Raw genomic sequence first — 16,795 nt, 5'->3', positions numbered from 1 at the left:
CGCCCTGTGACCAGGTTGAATGCTGATTACGGGGCGTTTGTCGTGTGGGCGATCAGGTGCGGCTGAACGCCGTCGGCAGCAGCCCGATGACAGTGATCACGTTGTAATGGCGTCATGATCTTGGGGCCCGTTCCCGCAGGTCAGTGCTGCTCTTTCAGCAGTCTTGCGTAGTGGTTCCGAGCACGACGAAAGCCCCGGATCGCTCCGGGGCTTCACTCAGTCACTCACTCGCCGCTCACTCGTACCCTGTCGCTTCCTCCTCTCCGAGGCCCTTCATGATCCTCGCGTTCATCTCGTCCTCTTGACCGTCGATGCACTTGGCGTAGATCTTCAGCAGGACCTCCACCGAGTGGCCGGCCCGCCTGGCGACTTCCGGCGCCGGCACCCCGGAGTTGAGCCACTGGGACACGCAGGCATGGCGCAGGTCGTACGGCTTGGCTGCCAGCACCGTGGAGACCTGTTCGGGCAGCAGGCCGAACTCTCGGGCCCGAGTCCACACCCGGTAGTAGGACGAGGAAGCAACCACGTTGCCCCGCTCGCTGCTGAAGATCCGACCGTCTTCAGCCGTACCGAACTCGTCCAGGTGCTCCCGCAGCATCCGCACCAGCGGAGGCGGAATCGGGACGATGCGCACCTCACCCGCACTCCGCTGCTTGAGACCACGCCGGTCGTGCGCCTCCCCGCTGTCCGTCCAGGACTTCCCGGCCGACGGACGAGTCACCTCCACGGTGATCCGGCCCCATCCCTTGGCAGGCAGATGGCAGTCAGAACGGCGAAGGCCGAGCGCTTCCCCAGGTCGGGTGGCCGCGTAGTACATGCAGCCGAAGAAAGCCCGCAACCGTCGCCCGGATGCCCGCTTCCATCCGCCGACGTAGGTAGCGGCCGTGAGCAACTCTCGCGCCTGCCGAGGGTTGACCACCACACGGCTGTCGACCTCCTGCACCGGCTGCTGCCCACGCTTCCGTCGCGCCTTGTCGAGCGGATTGGCGCTCAGCAGCTCCAGCTCTACGGCGTACTCCAGCGCGTTGTACGTGACTGCCCTACGGCGCCGGTACGTCTGGTTGGCAGCAGGCTTGCCATCCAGCTTCCGGCCCAGCTCATCCACCAACGTGTGAACCCGGTCGATGTCCGTCAGCTCCACAACAGGCAGCGAAGCCCGCTCCAGCCAGCGAACAGCCGCCGCGATCTCGTCCGGTCGCTCCCGCTCGCGCCGATGAGTCGGCAGCACGTACGAGCGCAACGCCCGACGGAGGACTCGGGGTTCGGGCCGACCGCGCATCGATTTCGTCAGGGCCGGAACAGCGACCGCCAGAGCGTCCGTCATGCTGTCCCGCTGCTTTGCCGAAGCAGTCGGCCACCGGTGGTCGACATACTTGGTCGCCAACTCCAAGAGGCTCAGTGCCGCCCTGCCGCCCCGCAGGGAGTCCGGCAGCCCAGTCACCGTGTCGAAGGGCTCACCCTTGTCGACCGCCCGAAGCAGCTTGGCCCGGAAGCGGTCGGCGAGCGCCTTCGTCTTGTGCGACTCGCTGAACGCTTGCCCGTCCACAGTCCAGCGGACCAGGTAGGTCGGTTTCTTCGTCGTCCGGTTCGTGGTGAGCTTCCAGACGGAGACCTTGTACGACTTCATGTCGCCCCCTCCGCCCGGTCGTCCAGCCAGTCCTCCAGCGCGTCACGGCGGACCCGGAGTTCGCCGTTGGGCAACCGGATGCAGCGAGGAGCCGTGCGCAGTTCGCGCCAGCGGTAGAAGGTGCGCCGGGAAACGCCTCCCAACTCGTTCAGGACCTCGCGGACGGTGAGGAGTTCTGTGCGGTTACGCGCCATGTCCGTCACCGCCTCCCCGGACCGAGGCCGCGAGCAGGGCCGCCTCCGGGCTGTAGCCGCGCCCCGCGTACCGCCACTGGCCGACGAGGACCGCGTCCCGGTCGTCCAGGCCCAGCGCCGACCGCTGTTCGCGCGCACGGTGCTCCGCGCGGGCCGAGCGCAGCGCGCCGAGGGTGGTGGAGTAGTGGCGGGACTTGGTCGAGAAGTGGCCCCGGTAGCCGAGCATGTGTGCCCAGCGCCGCAGCCTCAGCTCTTCGAAGGAGGGCAGCGCGCCGAGCCACCAGCAGGTGCCGATCATGCGGAGCACGTGATCCCGCACGGGCAGCGTGGCCAGATCCTTGCCGTGCCGGATACGCCCGTCGACGGCCCCGGCCGATTCGGCACCCTTGGTGGCGTACTTGGCGATGTAGCCCGCGACTGCCGACGAGGACAGGCCGTCCGCCGAGTCGGCCGCCGGAACCGGACGGATGTCCAACTGCCGCCCGAATCGCAGGACGCGCGAGCCGACCACGTCAGCGCCGTACGCGACGACCCGCACCCGGCCGACCGCTTCCCGCACCGCGTCCGCCAGGAGACCCGACGTTGCCCAGCGAGGAGGCATCTCTCCCGGACCGTCAGGACCGTCGAGACGGACGACGGCATGGAAGTGGACGAGGCCCCGCCGCTGGTACTCGGCCACCTTCGCGTACGAAAGCCGCACCGCATCCGCCAGCGTCGAACGGGACAGCCCCGCACGCCGAGCCAGCACGCGCCGCAACTCCAGCGTGAAGCGGTGCCACAGCTCACCGGATTGCGCCTGCCAGAGCACGGCGCCGGCGTAGTCGTAGCAGCGCGGACACAGCGGCTCACCGAGTCGCGGATCGTCCGCCGCGTGCCGGGAATGGCACCCGACCGGAGCGCCATGCGGACAGCACTCCCCCACCTTCCGCGGACGGCAGGCCAGCACTCGGCCGCCCCGCTCCCGCCGCGAGTGGACGGGACCGAAGCTCGGAGCGGTGAGGGTGGCGAACACCCGAGGGTGCCCGCTCACCGTCTCCGCGACCGCCTTACCGCCGACCAGTCCGGCCCGGATGAGCTGATACGTGTCCGCACGGTAGAGCTGAGCGCAGGTCGGGCAGACCCTCGCCCGGCGGTTGCCGCACGCGACCAGGAGCCGACTGCCGAGTGCTTCCGTGGTGTACGAGTGGAGTACCGCCCCTGTGGCAGCGTCCACATACGCGGCGGAGCCGACGAGGTGAACAGGGTTGGTGCAGCCGCCGAGGCGGAGAACGCTCCGCCGCCAGCCGTCGAAGTCCGGCTGCCCGGCGCGCTCGACGAGCGCCGCGACTGCCTTGCTGGCCTCCGTCATCGGCCACCCCCGAACGCTTGCCGCATCACTGCGGCGATGGCTTCCGGCAGAGTCTTCGCGGAGAAGCGCAGACTCGGATCCGTCAACCAGAGCGAGGCTGCGTGCGCCGGGCAGACGCGCCGCTCAGTGCCCTCACGGTCGGCCAGAACGACCTGTTCGCCGCCCTGGCACGTCCGGTAGGCGTCTTCCTTCAGGTCGCACCAGGGACGGCGCGACGGTTTGCGCGATCGATGCGCAGTGGACAAAGTGAGACTGCTCCTTTCACTGCTGACGTAGCGGATGGAGTGGGTTCCTGACGGGGTCGGGTTTGGCGACTTCGCGCCCCGTCGGGAGCCGTTTTTCATGGAGATCATTTGGGCGACTCCTCCCTTCAGCTCAGTTGGCTGAGGAGCCCGCCGAGGCCGTCCAGGACCCCCTGAACGATGGGTCCGGCGCCTGTCTCGGCCAGGAGAAAGCCGAAGGTCGAACAGATCAGCACTTCGGCCCACCGGAAGTACCGGATGCGCAGCAGGAACCAGATCAGGAGGCCGAGCAGCACCACGGCGGATACGGAAACGATCACGGGAATCCACCCCCTCTCTCACTCGTTCTCTTCGCCGTCGAGTCGTTCGAGCCGCACGCTGGGAACGTCGTCCGCCGAGGTTCCGCCCCCTGCTGTGACCAGCTCCGGCACGTAGGGCGTGAGATGCGCGTACTCGGCAGCAACGCGCTCCGCTTCCGCCTCCGAGACCAGGTGGGACCGGGCACGGTCCCAGCCGTCGGCCGAGGCGAGCACCGCCGTACCGGCCTGTTCGGGTGTGATCGATTGCGCCGCGTGCAGCGCATCGGGGTTGAGGTCACCGAGCGCCATTTCCGCCGTACCGGGGTCTGCCACCCGATGGCAGACGCGGCCGGCGAGCTGGGCACGAAGGGCCGTGACCCCCGGCCCGAGATCCGAGCCGACCCGCTGCCCGGCGACGACGAGGAACACGCCGAGCGCCGCACCGAGTTGAGCCAGCCGGATGAGGGCCGTACTCGCCGCTTGTGCCTCTTCCTTCTCGTTGCGGCTGGCGACCAGGAACAGCTCCGCCAACTCGTCCACGATCACGACGATCGGCACGGGCCGTTCGTCATCCGGCAGCTCCCAGACATTCCGGACTCGGGCAGCGCGGCAGACCGTCATCCGGTCCAAGGTCAGATCGACCAGGGCGCCGAGGAGCTTGGCCGCTTGTGCCCGGTTGGTCGCCAGCGCGGACAGCCGCGGACCGTAGAGCGAGAGCTCCATCCCGCCCTTGCAGTCGATGCCGACCAGCGCGACGGGTTGCCGAGCGAGGCCCGCGACGAGGGCGTTGATCAGCGTCGACTTGCCGGACCGGGTGGCGCCCACGATGAGCCAGTGCGGTACCTGTCGCAGGTCGATGACCCACTGAGCACCGGTCTCCAGCGCCCCGACGGCAACCCGCAGCAGTCGGCCCGCACCCCGCTGCTTCGGCATCTGTGGCGCCTTGAGCGGATCACTGGCCGAGGCCACCACCCGAACGAGACCGGGCTTCCACGTCGTCACGCGGACCGCATGCACTTCCCAGTCGTGTGCCATGGCAGGAGCCGCCTTGACGAAGTCTTCCGGCACCTGCCCCGGCAGCAGCCGGACGAGGAACCAGAAGCCGCTCCGAGTCGGCCGTATGAGTCCCCGGTGAGGAACCCGAGGTTGTGGCGGAGGCGCACCGTTGCCGACGAGCCCGGAGACGACTGTCAGCGCCGCCTTACGGCTCACCGCCAGCCCACACCCGGCCATCAAGGGCCGCCAGGTCCGCACGACCCGTATGCACACCACCGGAAACCCGAGGCACACCCACCAGGCCACCGGGTAGCGGCGGCGCAGGGCCGGGCCTACCAGAAGCAGACCCGACACCAGCACTGCGGCAACCACGAGCACCCAGCTCGACGAGGCGGACCCCGCCGAATTCGCGGAGGCCAGGGCGGTCACTGTCCGGCCCCCTTCCCGGACGCCGTCGCCGCCGAGCCGGACCCGGACGAGGCCGCCGGAGCCGTGAGGGGCTTGATCTCGGTGGCGCGGAACGAGACGCCGTGCCGCCCCTCGTTCTCCCACGGCGTGGCCACCAGGTCCCGGACCTGAACGGGCACCCCGTTCTGCACGCCCGACGGCTCCCCCGGCACGTTCACCGTGACGACGTCGGCCGACCTCCCGGACATGAGGCAGAGGCCCACCTGATAGACGGTCTGGCCGGTGTCCCGGTCGACCCGAACCTGTCCTGTCTCCCGGTTGGCGATGCGCGGCGTTGGGGCAACAGCGCAGATGATCCCCGTGAACTTCGCCGTATCGATCGGTAGAGCTACCACTGTCTGAACTCCTTGTCTGTCGCAGCCGAAGGCCCTTCCTCCAGCTTGCTTGACAACCCGTAGTACGGGTTGCGGAGAGTCCAGAGTGACTACCCGTAGTACGGGTTGTCAACCGTGTTGGGATGAGAGACGCTGTACCCGCTGACGACGAGCCCGAGAACCGGAGACCCGATGCCGAAGCAGAAGCCGCACGAGCAGCAGAAACAGCCCAAGTACCGCCAGATCGCGGACTACTTGCGTGCCGGCATCATGGACGGCACCTACCCCTCGGGCCAGCCGCTGCCGTCAGAGGAAACCCTGGCGAAGCAGTTCAGCGTCACGCGCCCGACCGTGCGCCAGGGCATCGCGGAGCTGCGAGCCTCCGGCCTAGTTGAAGTCATGGCCGGCCGAGGCGGTTTCGTCCGCTCCCCGCACAGCCGCCCCAGCCTCACCCGCCCACGGGGTGTGCGCCGCAAGCCGGACGGCTGCTACGTCGAAGCCGACGGCATTCGCTGGACCAACGCCGAAGAGCCCACGGCCACCCGCACGGACGCCCCGGTCGCCCTTGCGGACCTACTCCGCGTGCCACCCGGCGAGCCGCTGTTCACGTACGACGTGCTCCAGACCGCCGAGGGCAGCCCCCTCCGCCAGCTCCACCGCACGTACGTGCCGTTCTCCGTACTGGTCGGCACCAAGTTCGACGAAGAGCCCCCGCCTCCCGCACCGGAGCTCTACGAAGCTCTGTCGGCCCTAGGCCACGAACTCCACTTCACCGAGCACGTCCGCACCCGCATGCCCCAGCCAGACCAGGCGGAAGCCCTGCGCCTCCCGGATGGCGTACCGCTCCTCCAGATCCTCCGAGTCACACGGAACGCTGACGGCCGACCGCTCGCCCTCGAAGAGCTGCACCTACCAGGCAGCGACTTGGAGCTGACGTACCCCCTCTGAGCCGATCTGGCTCAGACTTTCTCCACGTCTTCAAGGCGGCCCGTGGCCGCCGCTCGCTCCTGTCTCCGCCCCGCTCCGCGCCGACCCCAGCCCGCTCAGCGCGCAGACCAGCGCGGCAACCCGCCTGGGCTCGACCGAACAGTGAACACGCGCCGCTCCACGAACATGCGCACGACGCCGAGCACCTCCCCCATCGCCGAGCCAAGCAGCGGGAAGGCCCGTGGTGCTGCGCCCAAGTCTCGTCGCAGCCTGCCGGCCCGTCCCGCCATCCCTAGGTGGCCAGCCGGGGCGGCGCGGAGGCGTCTGCGGGTGAAAGATCAGAACCTCGGAAGCGTGGCTGATACCGGTGGGTGGCTGAGGAGGCACACGTGCACGTGATCAAGCACCCACCCGCCGTCGTGGCTGACTTTCCCGCCTTGAGGTATATGTGGAACTCGAGAGAGAGGGCGCCGTCTCAGCTGAGGCAGTCGGCTCCACGGCATAGCCAGTCACTTTGGCCCGAGCCTCCCAAAACGGGAAATTGAGCCTGTGGGCAGGCGGGAGTCAACTCCGATCCACTGGCGAGCGAGAGGACCCCGTCCTCTCGCGCCACAGCAACTCCAGTCCGAAGTCACTCCACCGACCAACTCAACAGTGCGGATCGATCTTCCTGACGATTTCCTCAATCGTACCGATGGCCCCTACCGCGTCCGCGGCTGTGATAACGGTTGGGCTCCCTGAAAGAGGGTCCAAGTCACACTGATGAACGATTCGATTTCTGCGAGTAACAATGACACCTAGAGCAGTCTTTTTATTGTAAGCGTCTGCTTGAAATGCTGACGACCAGATTCTCGAAACCCCAACCATGGACAAAGCGGCTCCAATATCATCCGGACGCTGATAGGTTTCCAAGCCAAGCCGTTCGGATACGAAAGTTCGCGCCATCATTTCTGCGGTGGCGACGTCCGACTGGCGAGCGGACATCACCTCCCCGATCGCACCGAACCCGAGGCCGACTTTGGACCCGGTATTGACGGTTAGCCGTCCCATCAGGATATCCACCGCCCTGTCAAGAATGACGCCATGAACGTACGAATCCAGTGCGGCTACAGAATGCACGAGGCCCGACCTGAAATGATCCTCTCCTGCCACCAACCCATGGGTTATGGAGGAAATAGATTGACCAATACCAACCAGGTCGCGAGCACGCTTAATTTCGACTTCGAAACCAGGCAACCTTCTGCTGGGCATCAGACATCTTGACCTGTGAGCTTTTCCACCCTCTGAGCCAGGGTATCGAACGTTTGGTGAAATTTTTGAATGTTATCCTCGGTGATTTCCCAGACACTCCCTCCGCGTCCGACGTCAGCCTGAGTCAGTTTGAAAACTGGCTTGCGAGACTGCTGCGAATTGGCGATTAGGGCGTTGAAGTCTGGGATTGAGGCGAGTCGATAAGGAGGCTCTTCGTCTGCGCTTTCGTACAGGGCTTCTTCCAGCATCAAGCCGCTCGACCGCAAGGCTGGAATCAGCGTGTCAGCGACAGCTAGATCCAGTGCGTCAAAATACTCCTGGAATGCGATGGTCGGCGCACCATTCTTCAATCGATACCGTTGGACGATTGTTCCCATGAATTTCAGTCTCGGCTTGGGGAAAACATAGTCCGCCTTGGCCAGGGCGTCCAATTCGGCGGCGCGCTCCGCCCAGCGCATCCACTTTGGGAGAACTCGGGAAAGGGAGTCCATGGCCATCACAGAGAACACATCTGGACTCGCGGGAACAATGAAAAAATCAGAAACGGAAACGAGGTTCTGATTGATTGACCCCAGGCCAGGACTGAGATCGAGGATTACGTAATCGGCATCGTATTTCTCTGCAGTGATTTTGAACAAGTGCGAGAAGCTGCCGGGGAGATTCTTGAGTGCCTGGATCGACTCGGACAACTGCTGGGCGACACCGAGTGATACCTCATCTTCCGCCAGGCCGACATGCCCAGGGATCAAGAACAGTCCATCGCGCCCTTGAACCTCCACACACTCCACTGGCTCAAGCGGCCGTGGACGCGACTGGAATGCAGGGTCGAGTGCATCGCGCAAGTTCTGATTCGGATGCTGCACGTAGAATTCATCCAAAGCATCGACTTGAGTTAGATCGAGAACCATCCCTGTGAGGTTGCACTGCGGATCGGCGTCAACCATGATCACTTTTTTCCCTCGCTCTGCGAGCATCCATGAGAGGTTGAAGCAAGTGGTCGTTTTGCTGACGCCACCCTTGTTATTGAACATTGCGATTACTTGCGCCATGCCTCCCCCTAAAATGGACGACTACAGCCCTGCGATGGATGGACACGTTCAAAAACCACATTACTGCTAAGTCGCTGGGCATGTGGCCGGTTTGCGGGAACGAACACCCAGTCAGACCTGACATGCCACTGTCGCACGGCTCAAGGATGAAATCGCTTGCTGAACGGCAGCGGGGTGCAGCGACTCAGGGCTATCCGTTGGCCACGAGAGACCGTTGAGCGACCAGGCTGAGTCGGTGGGAAGGCTAACCGTTGGCCACTGATGCACCACAGCGCACCAGATGCGCACCAGAACGTCCGGTGATCAGCGGTCAACAAGGGACACCACGACGGCCTGTCGTCACTCGGCGAACCCCGCATCGGACCAGCTCAGCCGCCCAACGACCCCCATCCGCCCCGTGATTCCCAAGCCCATAGCTCAGCAGATACGTAGGTGGCTCGTCGTTCGGCTCGGGCTGCGGCGCTGGGGCGCCGGTCCCGGCCGACGACGAGCCACCCGTGCTGCTTGGCAGGCTTGTTCGCCGAGCGGTGCTATGCCGCTGAACTGCCAGCGGCGCCTCCGAGCCCAGGCCGACCGTCTTCCTGCCATGCCATCTCTGCTGTGAGCCCAGTCGTCAGCAAGTCGGCCAGGAGCCGAGCAGCGTCCGGACGTACCGTGCCGAGAGTGATGACGCCGTCCCCGAAGACGTTCACGTCTGCCTTGAGTCCCGGCAGGTCCACATCGAGGCCGACCGCGCGCAGCACCTCGGCGAGCCCGTCAGCAGCGCGCTTGCCTTCCGCCCAGCCGCGTACGTAGGCCACACCGGGAGTGAGGCAATCCGCAGGTCGGGCGCACACGCCCTTGGGGTCCGTCACGTCGTCCACCTCATCCGCTCTGCTCAGTCGTTCCGCTGCTGACGGCCGTTCGTGCCCGTGCCCGGAACCTCGTACGTGCTCTCCAGCGCCCGCTGTAGCAACTCCGTCAGTCGCTCGGCTGTTTCGGGCGAGATGCGGCCGAGTTCGATCAGGCCGTGTCCGAAGGCGTTCAGGTCGGCGCGTAGGTACGGGAAGTCGCGTTCCATCCCAGCGGCGATCAGTACGTCTCGGAGCCCCGCGACCGCGTCCCGTGCCGCGTACCACTCCTCGCTGTCGAGCGGGGACCAGCTCGCGCTGTCGCCGCTGTGTTCGTGGTCAGCCGGCATGGGTGGCCTCACCTTCCACGGAGGCGGCCGACTGCTCACGCCCGTACCGGTCCGCCCGAGCCACGACAGACGACGCGGCGACGAACATCGCGGCGAGCGCGGCAATCCGCGAAGGGGACGCCTCCGGCCGACGCATCGGAGCCCGGAGCCAGATGTAGCGATCGCCCGTCAGCGGCATCGGCCCGGGAACGACCACCACAGAGCCCTCTCCCAGGTAGCGGTACTCAGGCGCTTCATCCCCCGACTCCTGCCGGACCATGCGGTCGAACGGATCGCGTGCCCAGGTGGGGACGAAGAAGCCGACCTGTTCGGATGCACGGTCCGCCATCACGGGTCCCAGCGGCATTCCGTGGCGCTGGAGTTGGTCGAACGTCTCCAGCCCGACCCGCTGCCCGACCACCACGACGTCGAAGAAACGCCCAGCCGGAAGCGCGCAGGGGCGTCGAGGGTCAACCGCCCAGTACTCCCGGCACTCGTCCGGGTCATCGGATGCGCAGGAGATCCACTGAACTCCCCTTCTTGTCATCATCTGCACGTCGAGTCACCTCAGTTGGTCCAAGCCCCAGCCGGTTGGCCGCGTTGGAACCACCTTCGGCCGCACCGCCCTGAGCTGGGCAGATGACGAGAGGTGACGGGGGATGACGTGCCCTCCGGTCCCGCGTCACCCCGGATCACCTGCCGACGAACGCAGCAACCTCCGCATGACGGGCAGACAGCACGGGCTTACATTCCGTAAATTCGGAGGGGGTCAGCAGGACAGCGCACCTGGCCGGACGAGCGGGGGAGGCGATCAGAACGGAAGCGAACCGGTCCTTTGGAGAACTTCTCCGCGGGGCTCGCAAGGCCCGCGGCTGGGGACAGCTCCGGCTCGTCAGCGAGATGCGACGGTGCGCGAAGCGCCACGGGAAGGCACTCCCGTCCGACGACAGCGTGAAGCGCCGCATCGCAACCTGGGAGAACGGGCACAGCACGCCCGACGAGTTCTACGGGGCACTCATCTGCGAGGCGTTCGGCATCGCTCCGGCCGAGTTGGGGCTGAGTGCCGCCGTCGGCCAGGACTCCCGCTTGCTGGAGACGCGCTATCCGCCGACCCCGGAGGAGGCGTTTCAGACCGTCAGCCAGTTGTGGCGCGCCGACTTGCACGGCTACGAGCCGCTGTTGCTCTCCGAGGCGTCACAGCACGCGTGGAGCGAAGCGTCCTTGCGGTGGCTGGTTGCACCAGACCCCTCTTTCCCGTCGCCCGCCCGCACGGATGGCGCACGGGTGGGACTTGCCGACGTAGCGATGATCAAGACGACCAGTGACATGTTCGCCGAGATGGACGACCGGTTCGGCGGCGAGCATGCGCGACAGTCCGTCGTCCAGTACCTCAGTCGGGATGTGGCGCCCCTACTCACGGGCCAGTACACGGAAGCTGTCGGCCGGGCGCTGTTCTCCACGGTCGCGGAGTCCACGCTGCTGGCCGGTTGGATGTCGTACGACGCGTGTCACCACGGCCTTGCTCAGCGGTACTTCCTCCAGGCGCTTCGTCTCGCCCAGGACGGCGACGACCGCCGGTTGGCGGGGAGCATACTGTCCGCGATGAGCCACCAGGCCACGTTCCTGGGCAACTACACCGAGGCCGCAACACTCGCCCGAGCCGCACGTATGGGCATCTCTGGCGTGGCGACACCGACCCTGATGGCGCAGTTCCATGCGATGGAGGCCCGCGCCCTTGCCCGTACGGGTGACATCCGCGCGTGCGAACAGGCACTCAGCGAGGCCACCAAGGCGCTGGAGAGCCGCAACAGCAGCGACGAGCCGGAGTGGATCACCTACTTCGACGAGGCCGAGCTGGCAGCCGAGGCCGCCCACTGCTTCCGCGACGTGAACAGCGCCCGCCGAGCCGTGGCCCATGCCGAGAACGCCATGAGCGGCAGCCACGTGCGGAGCGACTTCTTCGCCACCATGGTCCTTGCCGACGCCCACCTTCGGGCCGGAGATCCCGAAGAGGCATGCCGCGTAGCCCTCGACGCTCTTGATCTTGGAGAACAGCTCAAGTCAGCGCGATGCGTCAGCTACCTCAAGGAGTTCCGGGACGGCCTGTCGGCAGTGGGAGAGACAGCCGCTGTCCGTTCCTTCCGCGAGCAGGCGAGTGGGCACCGGCTGTGGGTCGCTGCGGAGGGGCAACGCGACGGAAGCCGCTGATCAGTACGGCTGCCAATCCTTCCGGCTACCTCCGGTCCGGATGCTGTCGACCCGCCGAGGGAACTCTTCTGCCGCCCTGCTGTTCGTCGTCACCTGATGCCCGAGCCACAGCGTCATCATCAGCTCACGCACGTCGGCCAGCACCGGGTAGCCCGGCCAGTTCATGAGGTCGAATCCGTAGTGATGCACGAAGGACTCGTACTCGGTCCGCGTGTGCCAGCCGAAGCGCTCGTAGTAGAGCGAGGTGAGGACCAGGTCCCACTCACGAGGAGCCAGCGCGAAGCCGTCGAGGTCGATGAGGACAGCGCGTCCGGTCCGGTCGCGGAGGCAGTTCCCGACGTTGGCGTCTCCGTGGATCATGCCGAAGGGCAGCACGAAGTCCAGACGGTCATACGCCTTGTTCAGCTCTCCGGCCCGCTCCTCCAGGAACGAGCGATCCGCGTCCGAGACGCCGTTGCCGAGAGCACCCAGCGAGTCCCACACCTTGGCGAACGGATCGTAGTGCGGCAGCCCGAGCGACTTCGGCTCCTCCAGCCAGTGCAGCCGCTTCAGCAGGTCGGCCAGCTCGTCCAGGCGGGCGTACTCGACTTCGTCCTGAAGGTTCACCCAGTACGTGACGACCCGGCCACCAATGACGGCCGGCTGTTCCACGTCACCCAGCACTCGCGTGGCGGGGAAGTCCTCCGCCTCAAGCCAGCGAGCGACCCCGACAGCCCTCTGCATCTCCTCCAGGGCCTTGGTGTCCCGTGCGATCCGGACGATCACAGGCGCGGTCGACAGCCGGTACACGGCATTGGAGCCGAGTCGCAGCAGCTCCGCGCCCGTAGGGTCGAGACCGGCTGAGGCGCACGCCTCCCGAAGGATCGCGCCTGCACTGTCCTCGGTGAACACCGCTACCCGGGCACCCGACTCGCCACCATCCGAGACCATGGCCACGACGCTACCGGCCCCGCCGGGAGCCCGGCAGGCCGTTCACGTAGTAATAGCGTAATGATCTTGGTCACCCCCCCTGGAACGTGGCCCTTCCCTCGCAGGTCAGACGCCATCCGCTGTCCGCCGCTTCCGTGGCCTCCGGAGCCGTGTGCGCAGGTTCGAATCCTGCCGGGGGTACTTCTGTGCAAGTGCCGCAACGCCCTGTGACCAGCTCTGATGTTGGTGCGGGGCGTTCTTCGTGCGGGGATCAGATGCAGGCGGGTGCGGCCGAAGCAGCCCCAGGCCAGTGATCACGTTGTGATGGCGTTGGTGGGGGCAGCCGGGGTCCCGGCCGGGGCTGTGCGTCATGCGTCTCCCGGGCGTTCGCGTTCAGCGGCGTGCAGCAGCGCCTGCAGCACTCGCCAGGCCCTGCTCCGGCGCCCGGCGTCGTTCGACCAGAGGTAGACGGTGGTCAGGACGTAGACGAGCAAGCTGACGGCTCCCAGGCCGATCAGAGGCAACAGGGCGAGGGCGTAGGGCGTCATGGGCGTGATTTCTCCTAGGAGGGTGGGCATTGGGCCCGGGCGGCTTGGGCCCTTCCACACTCCCGCGCCGTTCTCCGGACCGTACGAACGAGGACATGCACATCCGGACTCGTACGCGGGCCTCCATGAAGTGACGCTTCGGACCGTCGGCTTACAGAACTTGACGGACCGTTTCGCCCATGTGCCTCCGGGAAACCAGCGCACCCGGGCGCAGCTCCTGGGATGATCGGCCGCGCGAGCAGATCGAGGGGGGAGCGATGGTGTCGGCAGCATCAGGGACTGCTTCGGGGTCGGCGCTGGAGCGGCTCCGGTACCGACTTCAGCTGCTGCATCGGCAAAGAGGCGAGCCGAGTTTCAGGGTCGTCGCACAGCGCACCGGCAAGGCGATCAGCCATACGACGGTGGGGAACGTGCTGCGCTGCGAGAGTCCGCCTGGCTGGGGACCGCTGGAACTTGTCGCCGAGGCCCTGGGCGGCGAGCTGGACGAGTTCCGGGCACTATGGATCGCTGTGCGCGACGAGACGTCGCCATTGGCCTTACCCACCCCCGGCCTCTGGGAAGAAGAGAAGGACGAACAGTCGAACACAGTGGTGTTGTCTCTTCCCGACCTCGACGCCGCAGAGGAAGACCTCAATGGTCGAGCGGCCGAGCGCAGTCGTCGCGAGGGCGAGACACGTAAGGAGTTGTTGTCCGCACTGGAGGCCCGGGCCGATCTCACCGACCGTCTGGCCGAATTGCACGAACGGTTGGGTCATGAGCGGGGACGCAACGAGGAACTACGCCAGCGGCTCGTTGCTTTGGAAGCCGAGCGCCAGGAACACAGCCAACGCATCGAGCGCCTCCAGGACGAGCTGCGGTCCGTCCGAGAAGAGCGGTTGATCCTCCTTGAGAAGCTGAACAGTCTCCACTCCCGTCGCGCCGAGCTGTACTTCACCTGGGCTCGTGAAGAGGAAAGTCTGCGTCGCAATACCGAACTCGGTCGGCGGGAACAGGGCAAGGAAGTCCATGAGCTACGTGCACGACTGCGCGCCGCCGAGGATCTACTGAAATCGGTCCTTGCGTCGAGGCACGAGCCGGAGAACCCCGAGAGCACCGGTGGGTGCGAGAGCTGAATGGCGGAGCCATCAGCGAGCGGGTGGCCGACGGACGACCTGGCGTCCGTCGCTCGTCGTTCGTCGCTCGTCGTTCGTCCTCCGGGAACGCGTACGCGGGGTTTGTGAGAGCTTTCGTGCATTCTTCGGGGTCCCGCAGCGTGGGGCCCGCCGGCAGTTGGAGGGTGTCAGCCGGGGGCTTGCGGTGGGGTGGGGGGTGGGTGAGGATCTGGGTCGGTGGTCGAGACCAGTCGTACCTGAGCGTGCGGCGGGTGGCGGCCGTCGGCGAGGGCGCGTCCGGGGGTGCGGGCCGGGGGCGGCGAGCCTTGTTTCCGCACCGCCAACGGGAGGACTCTTCGTGCCCTTCGTGTTTCGACTTCCGCGTGTTCTGGGTGTGCTGGCGGCCGGTGCCGCCTTGGTCGTCGTACCCGCTCAGGCCGCCGGGGCGGCAGCGCATGACGCGGCTGTGCCGAGTGTGTTGGGGGCTTGTGCCGAGTTGACCGAGCAGGGGCCGGGCTGGGCTTCGTTGCGCAACGACTGCGGGGTGGAGATCAGCGGGTCCGTCCAGCTGAGCTCCGGGAAGAACCCGAACTGTGTGTCGATTCCCGCGTACGGGACGGGCACCGTGTACTGGAAGGGCAGCGGAACCGCCGAGTACGCGTTCGACTGCTTGGGGTAGGCCGAGGGCGGCCTGCGGTAGGGGCGGGCGGTGCGCGTGGGGTATGAGCCCGAGCGTCCGTATGTGCGCGCGCCGCCCCCTGCCCGGGGCCTGCGCCCCTGCCCCGGGTCTGCCTGGCCGCGATGACGCGGTGGGTGCAGCAGGCGGTGGGTACAGCAGACGGTGGCTGCGGTGCGCGGTGGCTGCGCACGGCGGCGGCCACCGGGGGCGCCTCGCCGTACCGCGTACGACCCGTGTCCTGGCGGGTCGGGCACCTTACGATTCCGGGCAGTCGTGGCGGGTGTCGGGAGTTGTGTGGCGGGAGGAGTCGGTGTGAGTACTGAGTTTGCCGTGGTGCGAAGTGGGCGGCCCGTGGGGGCGGAGGAGCGGGCGGCGATCCTGGCGGCGCCGGGCTTCGGGCAGTACTTCACCGATCACATGGCCGCGGCCACCTGGACGGTCGACGGGGGCTGGGCGGGGCACAGGGTCGGACCGCTGGAGCCGTTCCAGCTGCACCCCAGCGCCGCCGTGCTGCACTACGCGCAGGAGATCTTCGAAGGGCTGAAGGCGTACCGGCACGGCGACGGCAGTGTGTGGCTGTTCCGACCGGAGGCGAACGCGCGGCGCTTCGCACAGTCAGCGCGGCGGCTGGACCTGCCGGTGCTGCCGGAGGAGGACTTCATCGCCAGCTGCGCCACGCTGGTGGAGGTCGATGAACCGTGGGTTCCGGTACCGGCCGGTGAGGAGAGCCTGTATCTGCGGCCGTTCATGTTCGCTTCCGAGGCGTTCCTGGGGGTACGGTCCGCCGCCCGCGTCGAGTACGCCGTGATCGCGAGCCCCGCGGGGCCGTACTTCGAGTCCGGGGTCACCGGTGTCACCCTGTGGGTGAGCAGCACGTACGCCCGCGCGTCGGAGGGCGGTACGGGTGCCGCCAAGTGCGGCGGCAACTACGCCGGGAGCCTGGCCGCGCAGCGCGAGGCGGCGGAGCACGGCTGCGATCAGGTGCTGTATCTCGACAGCGCGGGGAAGGGCAATCTGGAGGAGTCCGGCACCATGAACCTCCTCCTGATCACCTCGGACGGGCACCTGGTCACGCCGGAACTGGGCACCATCTTGGCAGGCGTCACCCGCGACACCCTGCTGACGCTGGCCGACCAGCACGGGCTGACTCCGATCGAACGCTCGGTCAACATCGACGAGCTGCGCACCGGAGTCACCGACGGCACCTTCGTCGAGGCGTTCGCCGCGGGGACGGCGGCCGTGGTCACTCCGATCACCGGGTTCAAGGGCGAGGCCCGGCAAGGCCACGCGGGCATCCCGGGCAACCCGGGCGACGGCGGCCGGTACTACGAACTCACCGTCGGCGATGGCTCACCGGGCAGGAAGACGGTCGAGCTGCGCGAACACGTGCTGGACATCCAGTACGGCCGTACCGAGGACCCGCACGGCTGGCTGCACCGCGTGTGCTGACAGCGCAGTGCGGCTCGCTCACTGGATCAGGTCGTCG

Annotated in this window: 19 protein-coding genes and 1 tRNA gene; 6 read left to right on the top strand and 14 right to left on the bottom strand. The window is 66.9% G+C overall.

Translation table 11 applies throughout. The features are described from left to right. Positions 1–235 precede the first annotated feature (235 nt). From KBY19_RS05720 to KBY19_RS05690, 7 genes are read right to left on the bottom strand one after another with little or no spacing between them, the layout of a single operon-like run. Positions 236–1,627, bottom strand: coding sequence for a tyrosine-type recombinase/integrase (locus KBY19_RS05720; protein ID WP_210965294.1), 1,392 nt, complete (start codon positions 1,625–1,627; stop codon positions 236–238). Next, a complete protein-coding gene (locus KBY19_RS05715; protein ID WP_114024264.1) occupies positions 1,624–1,821 on the bottom strand; it encodes an AlpA family transcriptional regulator in 198 nt (65 codons plus the stop codon). The genes KBY19_RS05720 and KBY19_RS05715 overlap by 4 nt, the downstream gene beginning before the upstream one ends. Beyond that, a complete protein-coding gene (locus tag KBY19_RS05710; RefSeq protein ID WP_210965293.1) occupies positions 1,811–3,169 on the bottom strand; it encodes a replication initiator in 1,359 nt (452 codons plus the stop codon). The genes KBY19_RS05715 and KBY19_RS05710 overlap by 11 nt, the downstream gene beginning before the upstream one ends. Then, positions 3,166–3,522, bottom strand: a complete 357-nt coding sequence (locus tag KBY19_RS05705; RefSeq protein WP_247690633.1) for a hypothetical protein — start codon at positions 3,520–3,522, stop codon at positions 3,166–3,168. The genes KBY19_RS05710 and KBY19_RS05705 overlap by 4 nt, the downstream gene beginning before the upstream one ends. 17 nt (positions 3,523–3,539) lie before the next feature. Next, positions 3,540–3,731 (bottom strand): hypothetical protein, encoded by a 192-nt coding sequence (locus tag KBY19_RS05700; RefSeq protein WP_209268813.1) that lies wholly within the window; start codon positions 3,729–3,731, stop codon positions 3,540–3,542. Between the two features lie 18 nt (positions 3,732–3,749). Beyond that, positions 3,750–5,135: an FtsK/SpoIIIE domain-containing protein gene (locus KBY19_RS05695; protein WP_210965292.1), complete on the bottom strand. Its 1,386-nt coding sequence runs from the start codon at positions 5,133–5,135 to the stop codon at positions 3,750–3,752. Next, positions 5,132–5,509, bottom strand: a complete 378-nt coding sequence (locus tag KBY19_RS05690; protein WP_210965291.1) for a hypothetical protein — start codon at positions 5,507–5,509, stop codon at positions 5,132–5,134. The genes KBY19_RS05695 and KBY19_RS05690 overlap by 4 nt, the downstream gene beginning before the upstream one ends. A 171-nt stretch (positions 5,510–5,680) precedes the next feature. On the opposite strand from KBY19_RS05690, the gene KBY19_RS05685 reads away from it, so the two are divergent. Further along, on the top strand, positions 5,681–6,436 hold the full coding sequence (locus KBY19_RS05685; protein ID WP_210965290.1) for a GntR family transcriptional regulator: 756 nt from the start codon (positions 5,681–5,683) through the stop codon (positions 6,434–6,436). 627 nt (positions 6,437–7,063) lie between these two features. Here the strand turns inward: KBY19_RS05685 and KBY19_RS05680 are convergent. The 5 genes from KBY19_RS05680 to KBY19_RS05660 all read right to left on the bottom strand — a co-directional run bounded on the left by KBY19_RS05680 (position 7,064) and on the right by KBY19_RS05660 (position 10,421). Next, positions 7,064–7,666, bottom strand: coding sequence for a hypothetical protein (locus tag KBY19_RS05680; RefSeq protein WP_210965289.1), 603 nt, complete (start codon positions 7,664–7,666; stop codon positions 7,064–7,066). After that, positions 7,666–8,715 carry a ParA family protein gene (locus KBY19_RS05675; protein WP_210965288.1) on the bottom strand — a complete coding sequence of 350 codons (1,050 nt, stop codon included), beginning with the start codon at positions 8,713–8,715 and terminating at the stop codon, positions 7,666–7,668. Before KBY19_RS05675 ends, KBY19_RS05680 begins: the two co-directional genes overlap by 1 nt. 530 nt (positions 8,716–9,245) lie before the next feature. Beyond that, entirely contained in the window at positions 9,246–9,569 is a 324-nt protein-coding gene (locus tag KBY19_RS05670) for a hypothetical protein (RefSeq protein WP_247690632.1), read from the bottom strand. A 23-nt stretch (positions 9,570–9,592) separates the two neighbouring features. Then, positions 9,593–9,895, bottom strand: coding sequence for a hypothetical protein (locus KBY19_RS05665; protein WP_210965287.1), 303 nt, complete (start codon positions 9,893–9,895; stop codon positions 9,593–9,595). Next, on the bottom strand, positions 9,885–10,421 hold the full coding sequence (locus KBY19_RS05660) for a bifunctional DNA primase/polymerase (RefSeq protein WP_247690644.1): 537 nt from the start codon (positions 10,419–10,421) through the stop codon (positions 9,885–9,887). Before KBY19_RS05660 ends, KBY19_RS05665 begins: the two co-directional genes overlap by 11 nt. A gap of 404 nt (positions 10,422–10,825) precedes the next feature. On the opposite strand from KBY19_RS05660, the gene KBY19_RS05655 reads away from it, so the two are divergent. Then, positions 10,826–12,082: a hypothetical protein gene (locus KBY19_RS05655; protein WP_210965285.1), complete on the top strand. Its 1,257-nt coding sequence runs from the start codon at positions 10,826–10,828 to the stop codon at positions 12,080–12,082. Here KBY19_RS05655 and KBY19_RS05650 read toward each other — a convergent pair whose 3' ends face one another. Then, positions 12,083–13,012, bottom strand: coding sequence for an aminoglycoside phosphotransferase family protein (locus KBY19_RS05650; RefSeq protein ID WP_210965284.1), 930 nt, complete (start codon positions 13,010–13,012; stop codon positions 12,083–12,085). Between the two features lie 75 nt (positions 13,013–13,087). Here KBY19_RS05650 and KBY19_RS05645 point away from each other — a divergent pair. Next, positions 13,088–13,192: transfer RNA gene (locus KBY19_RS05645), tRNA-OTHER, on the top strand. A 167-nt stretch (positions 13,193–13,359) separates the two neighbouring features. Here KBY19_RS05645 and KBY19_RS05640 read toward each other — a convergent pair. Further along, positions 13,360–13,539: a hypothetical protein gene (locus tag KBY19_RS05640; protein WP_210956179.1), complete on the bottom strand. Its 180-nt coding sequence runs from the start codon at positions 13,537–13,539 to the stop codon at positions 13,360–13,362. Positions 13,540–13,718: 179 nt separating this feature from the next. Here KBY19_RS05640 and KBY19_RS36250 point away from each other — a divergent pair, with 179 nt between their 5' ends. The 3 genes from KBY19_RS36250 (at position 13,719) to KBY19_RS05625 (ending at position 16,758) form a co-directional block, all read left to right on the top strand. Continuing rightward, complete coding sequence (locus tag KBY19_RS36250; RefSeq protein WP_247690630.1) at positions 13,719–14,651, top strand: hypothetical protein; 933 nt, start codon at positions 13,719–13,721, stop codon at positions 14,649–14,651. 337 nt (positions 14,652–14,988) lie between these two features. Beyond that, positions 14,989–15,309 (top strand): hypothetical protein, encoded by a 321-nt coding sequence (locus KBY19_RS05630; protein ID WP_099884211.1) that lies wholly within the window; start codon positions 14,989–14,991, stop codon positions 15,307–15,309. Between the two features lie 312 nt (positions 15,310–15,621). Beyond that, the gene (locus tag KBY19_RS05625) at positions 15,622–16,758 is read left to right on the top strand and encodes a branched-chain amino acid aminotransferase (RefSeq protein ID WP_210965283.1); all 1,137 of its coding nucleotides are present in this window, start codon (positions 15,622–15,624) and stop codon (positions 16,756–16,758) included. Positions 16,759–16,795 lie beyond the last annotated feature (37 nt).

Source organism: Streptomyces sp. B15, from assembly GCF_018070605.1.
Classification (GTDB): domain Bacteria; phylum Actinomycetota; class Actinomycetes; order Streptomycetales; family Streptomycetaceae; genus Streptomyces; species Streptomyces smyrnaeus.
The sequence above is the reverse complement of the archived record's forward strand: the minus strand, read 5'-3'. Positions and strand labels throughout refer to the sequence as shown.

What these genes read in the sequence shown, in the direction of transcription:
- KBY19_RS05720 (WP_210965294.1), bottom strand. Translation starts at nt 1,627, where the DNA reads ATGAAGTCGTACAAGGTCTCCGTCTGGAAGCTCACCACGAACCGGACG.
- KBY19_RS05715 (WP_114024264.1), bottom strand. Translation starts at nt 1,821, where the DNA reads ATGGCGCGTAACCGCACAGAACTCCTCACCGTCCGCGAGGTCCTGAAC.
- KBY19_RS05710 (WP_210965293.1), bottom strand. Translation starts at nt 3,169, where the DNA reads ATGACGGAGGCCAGCAAGGCAGTCGCGGCGCTCGTCGAGCGCGCCGGG.
- KBY19_RS05705 (WP_247690633.1), bottom strand. Translation starts at nt 3,522, where the DNA reads ATGATCTCCATGAAAAACGGCTCCCGACGGGGCGCGAAGTCGCCAAAC.
- KBY19_RS05685 (WP_210965290.1), top strand. Translation starts at nt 5,681, where the DNA reads ATGCCGAAGCAGAAGCCGCACGAGCAGCAGAAACAGCCCAAGTACCGC.
- KBY19_RS05680 (WP_210965289.1), bottom strand. Translation starts at nt 7,666, where the DNA reads ATGCCCAGCAGAAGGTTGCCTGGTTTCGAAGTCGAAATTAAGCGTGCT.
- KBY19_RS05675 (WP_210965288.1), bottom strand. Translation starts at nt 8,715, where the DNA reads ATGGCGCAAGTAATCGCAATGTTCAATAACAAGGGTGGCGTCAGCAAA.
- KBY19_RS05665 (WP_210965287.1), bottom strand. Translation starts at nt 9,895, where the DNA reads ATGCCGGCTGACCACGAACACAGCGGCGACAGCGCGAGCTGGTCCCCG.
- KBY19_RS05660 (WP_247690644.1), bottom strand. Translation starts at nt 10,421, where the DNA reads ATGACAAGAAGGGGAGTTCAGTGGATCTCCTGCGCATCCGATGACCCG.
- KBY19_RS05650 (WP_210965284.1), bottom strand. Translation starts at nt 13,012, where the DNA reads ATGGTCTCGGATGGTGGCGAGTCGGGTGCCCGGGTAGCGGTGTTCACC.
- KBY19_RS05640 (WP_210956179.1), bottom strand. Translation starts at nt 13,539, where the DNA reads ATGACGCCCTACGCCCTCGCCCTGTTGCCTCTGATCGGCCTGGGAGCC.
- KBY19_RS36250 (WP_247690630.1), top strand. Translation starts at nt 13,719, where the DNA reads ATGTGCCTCCGGGAAACCAGCGCACCCGGGCGCAGCTCCTGGGATGAT.